Source organism: Variovorax sp. MPBD4-3 (assembly GCF_058809745.1).
In genome coordinates this window covers 1-15,477 of the sequence record NZ_JBXASW010000094.1, presented here as the reverse complement: position 1 = coordinate 15,477, position 15,477 = coordinate 1, and the positions used below count along the sequence as shown (strand labels likewise).

The 15,477-nt window shown below is 68.3% G+C and carries 14 protein-coding genes; 2 read left to right on the top strand and 12 right to left on the bottom strand.

The window, feature by feature from the left end; genetic code table 11:
- Window positions 1-32: 32 nt before the first annotated feature.
- From AC1RVW_RS29445 to AC1RVW_RS29405, 9 genes are all read right to left on the bottom strand, one after another.
- A complete protein-coding gene (locus AC1RVW_RS29445; protein ID WP_081271409.1) occupies window positions 33-701 on the bottom strand; it encodes an amino acid ABC transporter permease in 669 nt (222 codons plus the stop codon).
- Between the two features lie 7 nt (window positions 702-708).
- Window positions 709-1,470: a transporter substrate-binding domain-containing protein gene (locus AC1RVW_RS29440; RefSeq protein ID WP_106936160.1), complete on the bottom strand. Its 762-nt coding sequence runs from the start codon at window positions 1,468-1,470 to the stop codon at window positions 709-711.
- Window positions 1,471-1,515: 45 nt separating this feature from the next.
- Window positions 1,516-2,250, bottom strand: a complete 735-nt coding sequence (locus AC1RVW_RS29435) for an IclR family transcriptional regulator (protein ID WP_106936161.1) — start codon at window positions 2,248-2,250, stop codon at window positions 1,516-1,518.
- A gap of 131 nt (window positions 2,251-2,381) precedes the next feature.
- Complete coding sequence (gene hutU / locus AC1RVW_RS29430; RefSeq protein WP_493204223.1) at window positions 2,382-4,109, bottom strand: urocanate hydratase; 1,728 nt, start codon at window positions 4,107-4,109, stop codon at window positions 2,382-2,384.
- A gap of 30 nt (window positions 4,110-4,139) precedes the next feature.
- On the bottom strand, window positions 4,140-5,699 hold the full coding sequence (hutH, locus tag AC1RVW_RS29425; RefSeq protein WP_493204221.1) for a histidine ammonia-lyase: 1,560 nt from the start codon (window positions 5,697-5,699) through the stop codon (window positions 4,140-4,142).
- Window positions 5,700-5,760: 61 nt separating this feature from the next.
- Window positions 5,761-6,498, bottom strand: coding sequence for a histidine utilization transcriptional repressor HutC (gene hutC, locus AC1RVW_RS29420; RefSeq protein WP_093081817.1), 738 nt, complete (start codon window positions 6,496-6,498; stop codon window positions 5,761-5,763).
- A 231-nt stretch (window positions 6,499-6,729) separates the two neighbouring features.
- Entirely contained in the window at window positions 6,730-7,524 is a 795-nt protein-coding gene (locus AC1RVW_RS29415; protein ID WP_285411650.1) for an ABC transporter ATP-binding protein, read from the bottom strand.
- A complete protein-coding gene (locus AC1RVW_RS29410; RefSeq protein ID WP_172839971.1) occupies window positions 7,509-8,366 on the bottom strand; it encodes an ABC transporter permease in 858 nt (285 codons plus the stop codon). Before AC1RVW_RS29410 ends, AC1RVW_RS29415 begins: the two co-directional genes overlap by 16 nt.
- Window positions 8,347-9,318: an ABC transporter substrate-binding protein gene (locus tag AC1RVW_RS29405; RefSeq protein WP_081271417.1), complete on the bottom strand. Its 972-nt coding sequence runs from the start codon at window positions 9,316-9,318 to the stop codon at window positions 8,347-8,349. The genes AC1RVW_RS29410 and AC1RVW_RS29405 overlap by 20 nt, the downstream gene beginning before the upstream one ends.
- Window positions 9,319-9,608: 290 nt before the next feature.
- Between AC1RVW_RS29405 and recQ the strand changes: the two genes are divergently transcribed.
- Window positions 9,609-11,501 (top strand): DNA helicase RecQ, encoded by a 1,893-nt coding sequence (recQ, locus tag AC1RVW_RS29400; protein WP_493204217.1) that lies wholly within the window; start codon window positions 9,609-9,611, stop codon window positions 11,499-11,501.
- A 19-nt stretch (window positions 11,502-11,520) separates the two neighbouring features.
- Window positions 11,521-12,402, top strand: a complete 882-nt coding sequence (locus AC1RVW_RS29395; protein ID WP_285411649.1) for a LysR family transcriptional regulator — start codon at window positions 11,521-11,523, stop codon at window positions 12,400-12,402.
- Between the two features lie 2 nt (window positions 12,403-12,404).
- On the opposite strand, the gene AC1RVW_RS29390 is transcribed toward AC1RVW_RS29395, so the two are convergent.
- The 3 genes from AC1RVW_RS29390 to AC1RVW_RS29380 all read right to left on the bottom strand — a co-directional run.
- A complete protein-coding gene (locus tag AC1RVW_RS29390) occupies window positions 12,405-13,397 on the bottom strand; it encodes a tripartite tricarboxylate transporter substrate binding protein (protein WP_493204215.1) in 993 nt (330 codons plus the stop codon).
- The gene (locus AC1RVW_RS29385; protein ID WP_493204213.1) at window positions 13,394-14,233 is read right to left on the bottom strand and encodes an amidohydrolase family protein; all 840 of its coding nucleotides are present in this window, start codon (window positions 14,231-14,233) and stop codon (window positions 13,394-13,396) included. The genes AC1RVW_RS29390 and AC1RVW_RS29385 overlap by 4 nt, the downstream gene beginning before the upstream one ends.
- A 127-nt stretch (window positions 14,234-14,360) precedes the next feature.
- Window positions 14,361-15,477: nucleoside hydrolase (locus tag AC1RVW_RS29380; RefSeq protein ID WP_493204211.1), on the bottom strand; the 1,117-nt coding region annotated here is incomplete at its 5' end.

Genomic DNA, 15,477 nt, shown 5'->3' with positions numbered 1-15,477 from the left:
CGGAAGGGGAGGGAGAAAGACAAATGCGCCGCTCATCGCATCAACCCGCCCTGGCGCAGCTTCTGCTCGAAGTGCCTCAGGATCAGCGTCATGGTGCCCGTGAGCACGAAGTACACGACCGCGATCGCCAGGTACACCTCCAGCGAACGGTAAGACACGCTGATGATCTTCTGCCCCTCGTGCATCACGTCGTGGATGGTCAGCAGCGACACCAGCGCCGAGTTCTTGATGAGCGCGATGAACTCGTTGCCCAGCGGCGGGATCATGCGCACCACCGCCTGCGGCAGCACGATTTGCCGCATGGCCACCCCGGGCGTCATGCCCAGCGACTGCGCCGCCAGCGTCTGGCCCTTGTCGATCGACTGGATCGCGCCACGCACGATCTCCGACACGTATGCGCCCGAATACACGCCGAGCCCCAGCACGCCGCACACGAAGGCCGGCAGCAGGATGCCGAAATGCGGCAACCCGAAGAACAGGATGAACAGCTGCACCAGCAGCGGCGTGCCGCGGATGGCCGCCACGTAAGCGGTGCACGCGCCGTAGATCCAGCGCCGCTTCGGGTTCAGCCGGCCGATGCCGACCAGCAGGCCCAGCACGCAGCCCAGGGCCAGCGCGCAGGCGGTGATCTCCACCGTGACCAGCGCGCCGCGCAGCAGGTCGGGCCAGCCCTGCCAGACTGGCGAGAAATCGAGATCCATGGCCTGCTTACTTGGCGTTGGCGCTGAACCACTTCTTCACGATCTGGTCGTAGGTGCCGTCCGCTTTCAGCTTCTCGATGGCGCCGTTCACCGCCTTGGTCAGCTCGGGCGTGTCCTTGCGAATGGCCATGCCGTACTCCTCGGTCGTGATCTGCTCGGGCAGCACCTTCAGGCCGCCGCGCGTGCGCACGTACTGGTAGGCGGCGGGCTTGCCGGTCACGGCGGCGTCGGCGCGGCCGATGTCGACCAGGTTGAACATCTCCTGGTTCTTCTCGACTTCCATCAGCTGCACCTGCGGGAATTTCTCCTTGGTGTAGCTCACCGACTTGGTGCCCACCTGCACGCTGACCTTCTTGCCGTTGATGTCGGCCGGCGTCTTGATGGCGGTGTTGCCGTCCTTCACCATCACGACCAGGCCGCCCGCGTAGTACGGCACGGTGAAGTCGACGACCTTCTTGCGTTCGTCGGTGATGTAGATGCCCGAGACGGCCATGTCGAAGCGCTTGGAAATGAGGCCCGGCACGAGGCCCTTGAAGTCGATGTCGATCCACTCGATCTTGCGGCCCAGCGTCTTGCCGATGGCCTCGACCAGTTCCACGTCGAAGCCGGTGCGCTTGCCGTTCTCCACGAATTCCATCGGCGGGAAGGTGGCGTCGGTGGCCACGCGCAGCGGCTCGCCCTGCGCCTGGGCGGCGCCGGCGAAGCCGAAGAGAGCAAGGCCGGAGAGCGCGGCGGCGGCAACGGAAATGAGGGAGCGGCGGGTGTTCATGATGAAAGGCTTCCGTGGGAATGAAAAAGAAAAAGCAGCGCGCGACTACTGCAGGGCGCGAGAGATGCGGGCCGCCGTGACGACGGTCATGTGGAGCAATGCAGCTTCCATGCCCTCGACCCGCGTGAGCGGCGCCATGAGCGTGATCGCGCCGCGCAGCCGGCGGCCCGAGGCCAGCACCGGCGCGCTCGCGCCCCACACGCCGGCATCGACCTCGCCGTGGGTCACGGCATGGCCGGCTTCGCGGATGGCATCGAGTTCGGCGGCGCGCTCGGCGCGGCGTTCGGGGCTCTCGCCGAGCCCGTCGAGCAGCGCGTCGCGCTGGTCCGGCGGCATGTGGGCCAGCAGGCACTTGGCGCTGGCGCCGTCGCGCGCGGGCACGCTGCGGCCGCGGTCGAAGGAGCAGCGCAGCGACTGCTCGCTGTCGATCATCTCCAGGCAGACCACGCGGTCGTTCACCGCCGTGACCAGCGCCACGCTTTCATGCGTCTGCCGGGCCAGCTCGCGCATGTCGGTGCGCGCCGCCATCACGAGGTCGGAGTTGCCGTCGAAGCCGGTGGCGAGTTGCACGCTCACCGGGCCCGGCGAGTAGCGGCCTTCCGACTCCATCACGAAGCCCCAGCGCCGCAGCGTGGCGATCTGCCGGTACAGCGTGCTCTGCGACAGGCCGGTGGCCTGCACCAGCTCGGCCGCCGTCATCGCCGACTTGCTCTGCGCCAGCACCGACAGCACGAACAGGGCGCGGTCGTTGTGGGCGGGAGCGTCGGTCGGAGACGTCATCGGAGGCAGTCGCTGGCGGTCGAAAGTGGATGAAGCGGCGTGCAGTATCTTGCTCGCCGTTCTCACTTCCAAGCCTTGATTCCCATTCGATGGGAATGAGCGCGTTTTTTCTTTCTACCTTCGTCTTACCGTCACTTCACCATCGGCAGCTTCAGGCCCTGCTTCTTCGCGGTGGCCACGGCGATATCGTAGCCGGCGTCGGCATGGCGCATGACGCCGGTGGCCGGGTCGTTCCACAGCACGCGCTCGATGCGCTTGGCCGCGGCGTCGGTGCCGTCGCACACGATCACCACGCCCGAGTGCTGCGAGTAGCCCATGCCCACGCCGCCGCCGTGGTGCAGGCTGACCCAGGTGGCGCCGCCAGCGGTGTTGAGCAGGGCGTTGAGCAGCGGCCAGTCGGACACGGCATCGGTGCCGTCCTTCATGGCCTCGGTCTCGCGGTTGGGGCTGGCGACCGAGCCGGTGTCCAGGTGGTCGCGGCCGATGACGATGGGCGCCTTCAGCTCGCCGTTCTTCACCATCTCGTTGAAGGCCAGGCCCGCGATGTGGCGCTCGCCCAGGCCCAGCCAGCAGATGCGCGCCGGCAGGCCCTGGAAGCTGATGCGCTCGCGCGCCATGTCGAGCCAGCGGTGGGTGTGCTTGTTCTCGGGGAACAGCTCCTTGATCTTGGCGTCGGTCTTGTAGATGTCTTCCGGGTCGCCCGAAAGCGCCACCCAGCGGAACGGGCCCTTGCCTTCGCAGAACAGCGGGCGGATGTAGGCGGGCACGAAGCCGGGGAAGTCGAAGGCGTTCTTCACGCCTTCGTCGAAGGCCACCTGGCGGATGTTGTTGCCGTAGTCGACCGTGGGTATGCCCATGGCCTGGAAGTCGAGCATGGCCTGCACGTGCACGGCACACGACCTGGCGGCGGCCTTCTTGAGCGCGTCGTGCTGCGAGGCGTCCTTCATGGCGGCCTGCCATTGCAGCACGCTCCAGCCCGAAGGCAGGTAGCCGTTGATCAGGTCGTGCGCGGAGGTCTGGTCGGTCACGAGGTCGGGCTTCAGTCCACCGGCCTTCGCGCGCTTGACCAGCTCGGGGAGGATGTCCGCCGCATTGCCCAGCAGCGCGATCGACACGGCTTCCTTCGCGTCGCAGTGCTGCTTGATCAGCTCGAAGGCATGGTCGATGTCGCGCGCCTGCTTGTCGACGTAGCGCGTGCGCAGGCGGAAGTCGATGCTCGACTGCTGGCACTCGATGTTCAGCGACACCGCGCCGGCCAGCGTGGCCGCCAGAGGCTGCGCGCCGCCCATGCCGCCCAGGCCGGCCGTGAGGATCCACTTGCCCGCGAGGCTGTTGTCGTAGTGCTGGCGGCCGGCTTCGACGAAGGTCTCGAAGGTGCCCTGCACGATGCCCTGGCTGCCGATGTAGATCCAGCTGCCGGCCGTCATCTGGCCGTACATGAAGAGGCCCTGGCGGTCGAGCTCGTTGAAGTGCTCCCAGTTGGCCCACTTCGGCACGAGGTTCGAATTGGCGAGCAGCACGCGCGGTGCGTTCTCGTGCGTCTTGAACACGCCCACCGGCTTGCCCGACTGGATGAGCAGCGTCTCGTCGTCGTTCAGTTCCTTCAGCGACGCGAGGATCTGGTCGTAGCAGGCCCAGTTGCGCGCGGCACGGCCGATGCCGCCGTACACCACCAGGTCTTGCGGGCGCTCGGCCACCTCGGCGTCGAGGTTGTTCTGCAGCATGCGGAACGGGGCTTCGGTGAGCCAGCTCTTGCAGTTGAGCTCGCTGCCGCGCGGGGCGCGGATCACGCGCGTCGGGTCATGGCGCGGGTCGGTTGCGTCGGGGTTGTTCAGGGCGAATTTCTCGGGAGCGTTCATGGCGTGGTTCTCCTATCTGTCGGATGTGTTTCAAGAGTGGCTGGGCAGGATGTCGAGCAGCGCGGCCGGCAGCTCGGCCTTCAGCGCCCACTGGCGCATGGCTTCGATGTCGGGGGCGAGGTAGCGGTCGCGTTCGAGGAAGGCGACCTTCTGGCGGATGGCAGCGAATTCGGCTTCCACCAGCGGCGAGCTCTTGAGCTTGCGCTTGAGCTCGATGCCTTGCGCGGCGGCCATGGCTTCGATGCCCACCACCACGGCCGTGTTGTCGACCATGTCGGCCAGGCGGCGGCCCGCGAAGGTGGCCATCGACACATGGTCTTCCTGGTTGGCGGAAGTGGGCAGGCTGTCGACGCTGGCGGGATGCGCGAGCGACTTGTTCTCCGAAGCCAGCGCCGCGGCCGTGACCTGCGCGATCATGAAACCCGAGTTGAGGCCGCCGTCGCGCACCAGGAACGGCGGCAGGCCCGACAAGCCGCTGTCGAGCAGCAGCGCAAGCCGGCGCTCGGCGATCGCGCCGACTTCGCTGACGGCCAGCGCAATGATGTCGGCCGCGAAGGCGACGGGCTCGGCGTGGAAGTTGCCGCCCGAGATGACCTCGCCCGTGTCCGTGAAGACCAGCGGGTTGTCCGATGCAGCGTTGGCTTCGATCACCAGCACGCGCGCGGCATGCGCGAGGTTGTCGAGGCACGCGCCCATGACCTGCGGAATGCAGCGCACGGAATACGGGTCTTGCACGCGGCCGCAGTCGGCGTGCGACGGCACGATCTCGCTGCCCTCGAGCAGCGTGCGCACCGCAGCAGCTACAGCGATCTGGCCCGGCTGGCCGCGCGCGGCGTGGATGCGTGCATCGAAGGGCTTGATCGAACCCTGGATGGCCTCGAGCGACAGCGCGCCCGACATCAGCGCCGAGGCGAACACGTCTTCCGCGCCGAACAGGCCGGCCAGCGCCAGCGCGGTCGACACCTGCGTGCCGTTGAGCAGCGCCAGGCCTTCCTTGGGGCCGAGCACGAAGGGTTCGAGGCCGATGCTGCGCATGGCTTCCGCGCCGCCGACGAGCTTGCCGTCGGCCAGCGTCGCCTGGCCTTCGCCGATCAGCACGCAGGCCATGTGCGCGAGCGGCGCGAGGTCGCCGGACGCGCCGACCGAGCCCTTGCACGGAATGCTCGGCGTGACGCCCGCGTTGAACAGGGCCAGCAGCGCATCGACCAGCGCGGGCCGCACGCCCGAATGGCCGCGCGCCAGGCTCACCGCCTTGGTCGCGAGGATCATGCGCACGACGGGCGCAGCCAGCGGCTCGCCCGTGCCCACGCTGTGCGACAGCACCAGGTTGCGCTGCAGCTCGGCCAGGTGGTCGTTGCCGATGCGCGTGCTCGCGAGCTTGCCGAAGCCGGTGTTGATCCCGTAGACGACCTGGTCGTTCTCGACGATGTGGCGCACGGCGGCCTCTGCACTCAGCATGCCGTCGCGCACCGACGGGTCGAGCGCAAGCCGCACGCCGCCGGCCTGGATGCGACGCAGCGTCGCAAGGTCGACCTTGCCGGGCGTGAGGGTCAAGGTGGCATCTGGATGGGCGGTGTGTTTGCTTGGCATGTGAACCTGTCTATACAAGTGGTTGCGAGAGAAAACGTAGGTCTTCGAGGACGAAAAAAAACTAGCCGAAGCTCGGGTTGCCGTCGGCCTTGAAGCGGCTGCCCAGGCTGTAGCGCGAGGCGGGATGCAGGCAGCGCACCCAGGTCACGGGGGTGTTGCGTATCCACGTGCGGCGCGTCAGCAGCAGGCAGGGGTCGGTGGGCGCCATCGCGAGCCGCTGCGCCTGCTCCAGGTTGGGCAGCACGGCGTCGACGACGTGTTCGATCTGGTCGAAGGGCACGTTGCGCACCAGGTACTCGCTGGGCGGCATGGCGGTGAAATCCTGCTCGAGGTAGTCGGGCACGACCTGCGGATTGACGTAGCGCTCTTCGAGCTGCACCGGCGTTTCGTTCTCCAGGTGCAGGCAGGCGCTGTGGAACACCGAGTCGCCCGCGCGCAGGTCGAGCCATGCAGCCACGTCCGGAGAGGCGGCGATGCGTTCGACCTCGATCATTTCGCAGCGGTAGTCGTGCCCGCGCTGGCGGATTTCGCTGGCGATGTTGGCGATCTGCAGCAGCGTGGACTGCGGCTTGTTCTCGGCCACGAAGCTGCCGACGCCGGCCACGCGCACGATGCGGCCCTGCTCCACCAGCTCGCGCAGCGCGCGGTTCACCGTCATGCGCGCCATGCCGAACTGCGCCACCAGCTCGTGCTCCGAGGGCAGGCGGTGGCCGGGCGGCCACGTGCCGTCCTGGATCTTGCGGGAGATGTGATCCTTGACTTGCGCATAGAGCGCGAGGGTTGGGAGGTCGCGCTTCATCTTTGCGCTTTCGGCTGCTGTTCGGGGCGTGTGCACAGGGCGCGGCTCTGGTGCCGGCCGATCAACGACGGCTCTGAACGATCACGACGATGGGGTGCCTTGCGCAGCGAAATAAAGGAGGAGCCCGAAGGGCGGGGGACATTCGCGGAGCAAGGTACCCCGTCGGCGTGAGCGCACCCCGAACAGCGCCTCCCACACACAACGCGAAGAACAGAAAAGCCAAGGTTCATGTCAGTGCTCGGCCGCAGCCATCGACTCGGCGCGGATCTCTTCCGTCAGCCGCGCCTTGATTTCCATGAACTCCGGCGACGTCTTGATCGTGTAGCTGCGCGGATGCGGAAAGTCGACCGCGATCTCCGTCTTGATGCGCCCCGGCCGCGCGCTGAAAACCGCCACGCGATTGGCCATGAAGATCGCCTCGTCGATGTCGTGCGTGACGAACAGCACCGTCTTTTGCGCCGACTCCCAGATGCCCAGCAGCAGCTCCTGCATCAGCACGCGCGTCTGGTTGTCGAGCGCGCCGAAAGGCTCGTCGAGCAGCAGCATCTTCGGGTCGTTGGCCAGCGCGCGCGCAATCGCCGTGCGCTGCTGCATGCCGCCCGAAAGCTGCTTCGGAAAATGGTGCTCGAAGCCGCGCAGCCCGACCTTGGCGATGAAGAACTCGCTGCGCTCCTTCTGCTCGGCCTCGCTCATGCCGCGCTCGCGCAGGCCGAAGCGGATGTTCTGCGCCACCGTGAGCCACGGGAACAGCGTGTAGCTCTGGAACACCACGCCGCGATCGGCGCCAGGGCCTTCGATGCGCTGGCCGTCGAGCAGCACCTGGCCGGTGGTCGGGAAGTCGAGCCCCGCCACGATGCGCAGCAGCGTCGACTTGCCGCAGCCCGAGGGGCCGAGGATGGTGACGAAGTCGTTCTCCTTCACCTCGAAGTCGATCGGCTGCAGCGCCTGCGTGCGCTGGCCCTTGCTGCCGGTGAAGACGCGCGAGACGCCCTGGATGGAAAGTTGGTTCTTCACAGTGCGGCCCATGCGAACAGACGGCGGTTCAATGCCTTGAAGGCGAAGTCGGACAACAGGCCGATGACGCCGATCACGATGATCCCGAAGATGATCTGGCCGGTGTTCAGCAGCGCCTGGCTGTCGGTGATCATGTGGCCGATGCCCGACGAGGAGCCGATCAGCTCCGCCACGATCACGTAGGTCCACGCCCAGCCCAGCACCAGGCGCAGCGTTTCCGCGATGCCCGGCGCGGCGCCCGGAATGAGCACGCGCGCCACGATGCCGCGGCTGTTGGCGCCCAGCGTGTAGGCCGCTTCGACCAGGTCGCGCCGCGCCCCCCCCACGGTGACGGCCACCATCAGCACGATCTGGAAGAAGGAGCCGATGAAGATCACCAGCAGCTTCTGCATTTCGCCCAGGCCCGCCCACAGGATGAGCAGCGGAATGAAGGCCGAGGCCGGCAGGTAGCGGCAGAACGAGACGAAGGGCTCGAAGAAGGCTTCCACCGTTTTCCATGTGCCCATGGCAATGCCCAGCGGCACCGCGAACACGGCCGCCAGCAGGAAGCCGCCGAACACGCGCCACACGGTCATGCCGATGTCGCCGATGAAGCCGTACTCGGTGAAGAGCAGCCAGCCTTCCTTGACCATGGTCGGCGGGCTCGCCAGGAAGGTCGGCGGCACGAAGCCGCCGAGCGTGGCCACGGCCCACACCAGCACGAAGACGACGAAGAACGCGAGCCCCAGCAGCACGCGCGCACGCGTGCCGATGGGTTCGAGCGGCGCGAGCGCGCGGCGGCGCGCGGGGACCGGCACGGCGGCGGACGGCGCCTGCGCCATCTGCGGCATGGCCTTACTTGACGAAGCTTGCATCGAAGGTCACGGACAGATCTTCAGGCGCCTTGCGGATCACGCCGGCTTCCAGAAGGATGGGCGTGGCCTCCTTCATGAAGCTGGTGAGTTCACCCGCGAAGAACTTCTGGTTGGCCGCCTTGTCCTGCCAGCGCAGGAAGGCCGACGACTTGGCGAACTGCTCGCCGCTCTGCTTCACGGCGGAGCCCATGAGCTCGTTCGACTTCTCGGGCTCGGCCTTGATCATGTCCAGCGCGTCGAAGTACGACTTGGTGAGCGCGGCGGCGGCCTTGGCATTGGCCTTGAGCCAGGTGGGCGCGCAGCCGACAGTGTCCATCACCATCGGGTAGTCGAGCGTGGTGGCCAGGATCTTGCCGGCGGCGGGGTTGGCGCGCACGGTCGAGAGGTACGGCTCGTAGGTCATGGCGGCGTCGTTCTGGCCGGCCACGAAAGCCTGGGCCGAAGCCTGCGGCGACAGCGTGGTGGTCTTCACGTCCTTCAGCGTCATGCCGTTCTTGCTGAGCATCCAGGCCAGGCCGAAGTAGGGCGCGGTGCCGGGCGCGTCCACGCCGATGGTCTTGCCCTTGAGGTCGGAGAACTTGCTGACGTCGCCGCGCACCGCGAGGCCGTCGGCGCCGTAGGACTTGTCCATCTGGAAGATCTGCACGATGGGCACGCCGTTGGCGTTCCAGGCCACGTGCGTCTCCACCGTGGTGGCCGCGCACTGGATGGCGCCGGAGGCCAGCGCCAGGTGGCGGTCCTTCTGCGGGATCATCTTGAGTTCGACGTCGAGCCCGTTCTTCTTGAAGATGCCGGCCTTGTCGGCCAGCGAGAGCGGCGCGAAGCCGGTCCAGCCCGACATGCCGAGCGCAATCTTCGTTTCCTGGGCGGCGGCCGTTCCGGCCATGCCCGCTGCACATGCACCTGCTGCCAGCAGCGAAGCGACTTTCACAACTACCGTCTTCTTGACCATGGGTACTCCTGGGTCTGTTCTTTGGAAAAAGGCTCGGCGGCGGGCCGGATGACCGGGCTGCGCGCGCCTCGCATTGTTGCCAAGCGCCCCAACTTGTATATACAGGATAACCCGGAAGGTCATTTTTGGTGCACTTCCTTGGGAAATGCACCGATTTGCTGTCTAGACAAGAAAGAGCGCGGGACGGGGGCGACCATTGCAAACCTCGTGCCACGGCCACTCGGGTGCCACTGGGGGACAATCGACGGCCCGCGCCCCTCAGCCACTTTCCGCCCCTCACTCCCCCGCCTGTGTCCTCTCTCGCTCCCCGCCCCATCGACGCCTCCGGCAGCAGCGCTCCCGCCGACATCCTCCACGAGGTCTTCGGCTATTCGCAGTTCCGGGGGGCCCAGCAGGACATCGTCGACCACGTGGTGGGCGGCGGCGACGCGCTGGTGCTGATGCCCACGGGCGGCGGCAAGTCGCTGTGCTACCAGATTCCCGCCATCGCCAGGCAGCGCGCGGGGCAAGGCGTGGCGATCGTGGTGTCGCCGCTGATCGCGCTCATGCACGACCAGGTGGGCGCGCTGCACGAGGCCGGCGTGAGCGCGGCCTTTCTCAATTCCACGCTCGACTGGGAAGAGACGCAGGACGTGGAGCGCCGCATGCTGCGCGGCGAGATCACGTTGCTGTACGCGGCGCCCGAGCGGGTGAACACGCCGCGCTTCCTGTCGCAGCTCGATTCGCTGAAGGAGCGCGGCAAGCTGTCGCTCTTCGCCATCGACGAGGCGCATTGCGTGAGCCAGTGGGGCCACGACTTCCGCCCCGAGTACCGCGCGCTCACCGTGCTGCACGAGCGCTATGCGGGCGTGCCGCGCATCGCGCTCACTGCCACGGCCGACGCGCTCACGCGGGCCGACATCGTCGAGCGGCTGCAGCTGGAAGAGGCGCGCCAGTTCGTCTCCAGCTTCGACCGGCCGAACATCCGCTACACCATCGTCGAGAAGAAAGACGCCACCACGCAGCTGCTGCGCTTCATCGAGCGCGAGCACGAAGGCGACGCCGGCGTGGTCTATTGCCAGTCGCGCAAGCGGGTGGAAGACGTGGCGGTGACGCTGCGCGACGCGGGCATCAACGCCCTGCCCTATCACGCGGGTCTGGACGCGGCGGTGCGCCAGAAGCACCAGGACCGCTTCCTGCGCGAGGAAGGCATCGTGATGGTCGCGACCATCGCCTTCGGCATGGGCATCGACAAGCCCGACGTGCGCTTCGTCGGCCACCTCGACATGCCGAAGAACATCGAGGGCTACTACCAGGAAACCGGCCGCGCCGGCCGCGACGGCGGCCCGGCCGACGCCTGGATGGCCTACGGCCTGCAGGACGTGGTGAACCAGCGCCGCATGATCGACGAGAGCCCCGCCGGCGAAGAGTTCAAGCAGGTGATGCGCGGCAAGCTCGACGCGCTGCTCTCGCTGGCCGAGGCCAGCGACTGCCGCCGCGTGCGCCTGCTGGGCTACTTCGGCGAGAAGAGCACGCCCTGCGGCAACTGCGACAACTGCCTGAACCCGCCGCAGGTGTGGGACGGCACCGATGCCGCGCGCAAGCTGCTGAGCACCATCTACCGCGTGCAGCAGCTGAGCGGCATCAGCTTCGGCGCGGGGCACATCATGGACATCCTGCGCGGCAAGGCCACAGAGAAGGTCAAGCAGTTCGGGCACGAGCGGGTCAGTACCTTCGGCATCGGCGCGGAGTTCAGCGAGGTGCAGCTGCGTGGCGTGCTGCGCCAGCTGATCGCCACCGGTGCGCTGGCGGTGGACGCGGAGGCGTTCAACACGCTGAAGCTCACCGAAGGCTCGCGCGCCGTGCTCAAGGGCGAGGCGCAGGTGACGCTGCGCGAATCGGTGTCGTCGCCGGCGGAGCGCAAGTCCCGGCGCGAGAAGACCGTCAAGGGCGCGCCCTCGCCCGCCGCCGCCAAGCTCGACGACACCGGCAAGAAGCGCTTCGAGGCGCTCAAGGCCTGGCGTGCCGAAGTGGCGAAGGAGCACAACCTGCCGGCCTACGTGATCTTCCACGACGCCACGCTGGCGGCCATTGCCGAGCGCGCGCCGGCCACGCTCGAAGACCTGCAGGGCATCAGCGGGATCGGCACCAAGAAGCTCGAGGCCTACGGGACCGAAGTGCTGCGGGTCTGCGAAGCGTTCTGACGCAAAAGAGAGCGCGGCCTTGGACACCCGGCAGATGCGCTGCGTCGTCGCGATTGCCGAAGCCGGCAGTCTCACCAAGGCCGCCGAGCGGCTGGGCCTGGCACAGCCGGCACTCACGCAGACGCTGAACCGGCTGGAGCAGGAACTCGGCACGCGGCTGTTCACGCGCTCGCGCCGCGGCGCCGCGCTGACCGACGCGGGCCTGGCCGTCATCGACGACATGCGCGCCAGCCTGGCCTACGGCGACACGGCCGCCGAGCGCGCACGCGCGATGGGCGCCGGGCGCGCGGGCCGGCTCACGATCGGCTTCGTGACGCACGCCGTCTACGAGGTGCTGCCGAACGCGCTGCGCCGGCTGCGCGCCGGGCATCCGCAGCTCGACGTGGTGCTGCGCGAGATGAGCAATGCCGAGCAGGTGGCGGCGCTGGAGGGCGGGCGCATCGACATCGCGCTGCTGCATCCGCCGGTGTCGGTGTCGGCCCGGGTGCACGAGCTGCGGCTGGGCGAGGAGTCGCTGATCGCCGCGCTGCCGGCCGCATGGCCGCTGGACGCGGACGGCTGCGTGTCGCTCGCCGACATCGCGCGGCACGGGCTGGTGTGGTTCCCGGAGCAGCAGATCCCCGCCCTGCGCGCGCAGCTGCTGGGTGCGCTGCGCCGCGCCGGCCACGAGACGCGGGTGGTGCAGGACGCCAACCGCACGCTGACGGTGCTGTCATGCGTGGCGGCGGGGCTGGGCTGGTCGCTGCTGCCGCGCTCGGTGCGCGCGCTGCGGCACGAGGGCGTGCGCTATGCCGAGGTGCGCGACGGCGCGGGGCTGCCCCCGTTCGAACTGTCGGCGCTGTGGCTGGCGCGCTCGCGGCCGACCTTTGCCGATGCATTCGCGGCGATGCTGCGCGGCTGACGTCAATCCATCTGGATCTTGTTGTCCTTCGCGAGCTTGGTCCACTTGGCGATCTCGGCGCGGCGGAAGCCGTCGAGTTCGGCGGGGCTGGAGCCGATCACCTCGGCGCCCAGCGCTTCGAGCCGGCCGCGCACCTCGGGGTCCTTGAGCGTGGCCGCGAACTCCTTCGAGAGCCGTTCGGCCACAGGCGCGGGCGTGCCCGCCGGCACGAACACCGCGTTCCATTCGTAGACCTCGTAGCCGGGCAGGCCGGCCTCCGCCACGGTGGGCAGCTGCGGCAAGGCCGGCGCGCGCGCCTTGCCGGTCACGGCCAGCGGGCGCAGCTTGCCGTCCTTGATGAAGGGCAGGCTCGAAGCCAGGCTGGCGAAGAACACCGGCACATGCCCCGACATCACGTCGGTGAGCGCGGGACCGCCGCCCTTGTAGGCCACGTGCGTCATCTGCACGCCGGCCATCGCGGTGAACAGCTCGCCCGCCAGGTGCTGCGCCGAGCCGTTGCCCGACGACGCGTAGTTGATGGCGCCCGGCTTCGCCCTGGCCTGCGCGATCAGGTCGGCCACGCTCTTGATCGGCGCCGACGGATTCACCACCAGCACGTTGGGCACCCTCACCAGCAGCGACACCGGCGCCAGTTCGCGCAGGGTGTCGAAGGGCATCTTGCGCAGCGCCGGGTTCTGCGCATGGTTGGAGGCGTCGAGCAGCACGGTGTAGCCGTCGGGCGCGCTCTTGGCGACGAGGTCGCCGCCGATGGCGCCACCGGCACCGCCGCGGTTGTCGATCACCACCGGCTGGCCCAGCTTCACCGACAGCTTGGGCGCGACGATGCGCGCCACCGCGTCGACCGTGCCGCCCGGCGGATAGCTGACGACCAGCCGAACCGGCTTGGAAGGCCATGTTTCGGCATGGGCGCAGATGCCGCTCAGCAGAAGGGCCGCGCCCGCGAGGGCGAGGGGAATGGCGCGCAGCAGTCGCGCGCGCGGAATTTCGTTGGTCATTTGTCGATGTCTCCTGTCTTGAACTTGAACAACCTGGCGGGCGTCTCGACCAGGATGCGGCGCCGCGCGGCGGCGTCGGGCACCCAGTCGGCCAGCGCCGCATGGGCGGCGGCGTAGTCGGCAATCTCGCGGTGCTGGGTGTGCGGCCAGTCGCTGCCCCACACCAGGCGATCGGGGCCGAAGGCCTTCAGCAGCGCCTGAGCGGCGTCGTGCGCGGCGGCGGCTTCGGAGGCCACGGGCCAGTTGCGGTAGGCGGCCGAAAGCTTGACCCAGACGCGCCCGCAGGCCGCGGCATCGAGCAGCCAGGCAAAGCCTTCGTCGGAAGATGCAGGCGCCGATGCGGGCCGGCCGAAGTGGTCCACCACCAGCGCGCAGCCGGCGTCGAGCACGGCTTGCGCGGCCAACGGAAGGTCGCGCGATTCGCGGTGCAGCTCCACATGCCAGTCCAATGCGCGCACGCGGGCGAAGAGCCGCCGCCAGCCGGGCTGCGAGAAATCGGGCAGCGGCATGCCCACGAGGTTGAGGCGGATGCCGCAGACACCGGCGGCGGCCATCGCCTGCAGCGTGGCGCCGTCAACGCCCGGGTCGACCACGGCAACGCCGCGCAGGCGTTCCGGGCACGCATGCAGCGCGTCGATCAGGAAGCGGTTGTCGGTGCCGAGGAAGCTGGGCTGCACCAGCACGCCGTGCGAGACGCCGTGCGCATCGAGAAGCCCGAGATATTCATCCAGCGTGGCGTCGTAGTCGGGCGCATGCCGGCGCGTCGCCGCCAGGGGCAGGCCGCGCACGAACACGTGGGCATGGCTGTCGACGGCGGTGATGGCGGCGGAGGGCACGGCGTTGTCTCTGGCGGAATCGTTGTGCGTCCGCGAGGTTGCGGACGTGGGCGAGTATCCGAAGGACGGCGCCTGCCTGGAAGGTATCTCCCGGTTGTGTTTGGATAAGCGTGGCTTATGGAACCGTTCAGTTCGCCGCCGGCAGCGTGATGGGTACCGGCCGCGTCAGCAGGTCGACATAGAGCTCGAAGAAGCGCGCGTTGTCGAACTTCTTCACCACCGTCATCTTCTGCAGGGTGGGGCCGGAGGGCTGCGAGGAATAGCCGATGGAGCGCCCGTTGTCGGGCGCGCCGGGCCTGGCGATCACGTCGACGTAGCGGTCGACCGTCTGGGTGGCGTAGCTCGGGTCGATCAGGTAGGCCAGCGTGAGGGTGTCCCAGATGTTCTGGGTGTAGTTCGGGTTGGTCTCGAAGCCGTTCTTGCCGTCGAAGCCATAGCCGTTGAGCTTCTGGAACACGTCGGTCACGGCCGTGGGCTTGGCCGGGTGCGCGATGCGGTCGTAGATGGGCTTGGTGAGGAACACGGTGTCGGTCACGTCCAGCGGCACCACCACCTGCGGGATCGGCAGGCGCACCACGAACTGCGCGGCGTCGGGGTCGAACCACCAGTTGAATTCCGCCGCCTTGGTGGTGTTGCCCGGCACGTCGATGGCGCCGCCCATGTAGATGATCTGCTTGATGAGCGGCACGATCTCGGGGTTCTGCTTGACTGCGAGCGCGATGTTGGTGAGCGGGCCGATGGCCAGGATGGTGATCTCGCCGGGGTTGGCCTTCACCGTGTCGACGATGAAATCGACCGCGCCCTTGCGCTGCGCCACGGTGTGGGTGGCAAAGCCGTCGGGCGAGGGCTTGAGGTCGGCGTCGGTCCTGGGCTCCGGTCCGCCCCAGGCGCCCAGGTAGCCGTCGCCGCCGGCACCCGCGGCCAGCTCGGCCTGCACGTCGGCATAGGTGTGGTTGAGCGCGTAGTTGGCTCCCACGTAGACGCCGATGCGCTCGCCCACGCCGAGCCGCTCGACCGACTTCAGCGCATCGGCCACCCCCTGCCTGAGCCACTGGTTGCCCGAAACCACGCTGATGCCCATGACCTGCACCTTGCCCTGCGCCTGCAGCTGCGCGGCCATGACGCCGAGCTGGCCGTCGTCGCTCATGGTGTTGTAGTCGCTGTCGATGATGATCTTCTGCGCGGTGGGCGCGGGCGTGCCGCCGAAGCCCGGGCCGAGGCCGATGCCTCCGCCTCCCCCGCCG

Excerpts from the sequence above, each read along its gene's own strand:
- AC1RVW_RS29445 (WP_081271409.1), bottom strand. The coding sequence starts at position 701 with ATGGATCTCGATTTCTCGCCAGTCTGGCAGGGCTGGCCCGACCTGCTG.
- AC1RVW_RS29440 (WP_106936160.1), bottom strand. The coding sequence starts at position 1,470 with ATGAACACCCGCCGCTCCCTCATTTCCGTTGCCGCCGCCGCGCTCTCC.
- AC1RVW_RS29435 (WP_106936161.1), bottom strand. The coding sequence starts at position 2,250 with ATGACGTCTCCGACCGACGCTCCCGCCCACAACGACCGCGCCCTGTTC.
- hutU (WP_493204223.1), bottom strand. The coding sequence starts at position 4,109 with ATGAACGCTCCCGAGAAATTCGCCCTGAACAACCCCGACGCAACCGAC.
- hutH (WP_493204221.1), bottom strand. The coding sequence starts at position 5,699 with ATGCCAAGCAAACACACCGCCCATCCAGATGCCACCTTGACCCTCACG.
- hutC (WP_093081817.1), bottom strand. The coding sequence starts at position 6,498 with ATGAAGCGCGACCTCCCAACCCTCGCGCTCTATGCGCAAGTCAAGGAT.
- AC1RVW_RS29415 (WP_285411650.1), bottom strand. The coding sequence starts at position 7,524 with ATGGGCCGCACTGTGAAGAACCAACTTTCCATCCAGGGCGTCTCGCGC.
- AC1RVW_RS29410 (WP_172839971.1), bottom strand. The coding sequence starts at position 8,366 with ATGCAAGCTTCGTCAAGTAAGGCCATGCCGCAGATGGCGCAGGCGCCG.
- AC1RVW_RS29405 (WP_081271417.1), bottom strand. The coding sequence starts at position 9,318 with ATGGTCAAGAAGACGGTAGTTGTGAAAGTCGCTTCGCTGCTGGCAGCA.
- AC1RVW_RS29390 (WP_493204215.1), bottom strand. The coding sequence starts at position 13,397 with ATGACCAACGAAATTCCGCGCGCGCGACTGCTGCGCGCCATTCCCCTC.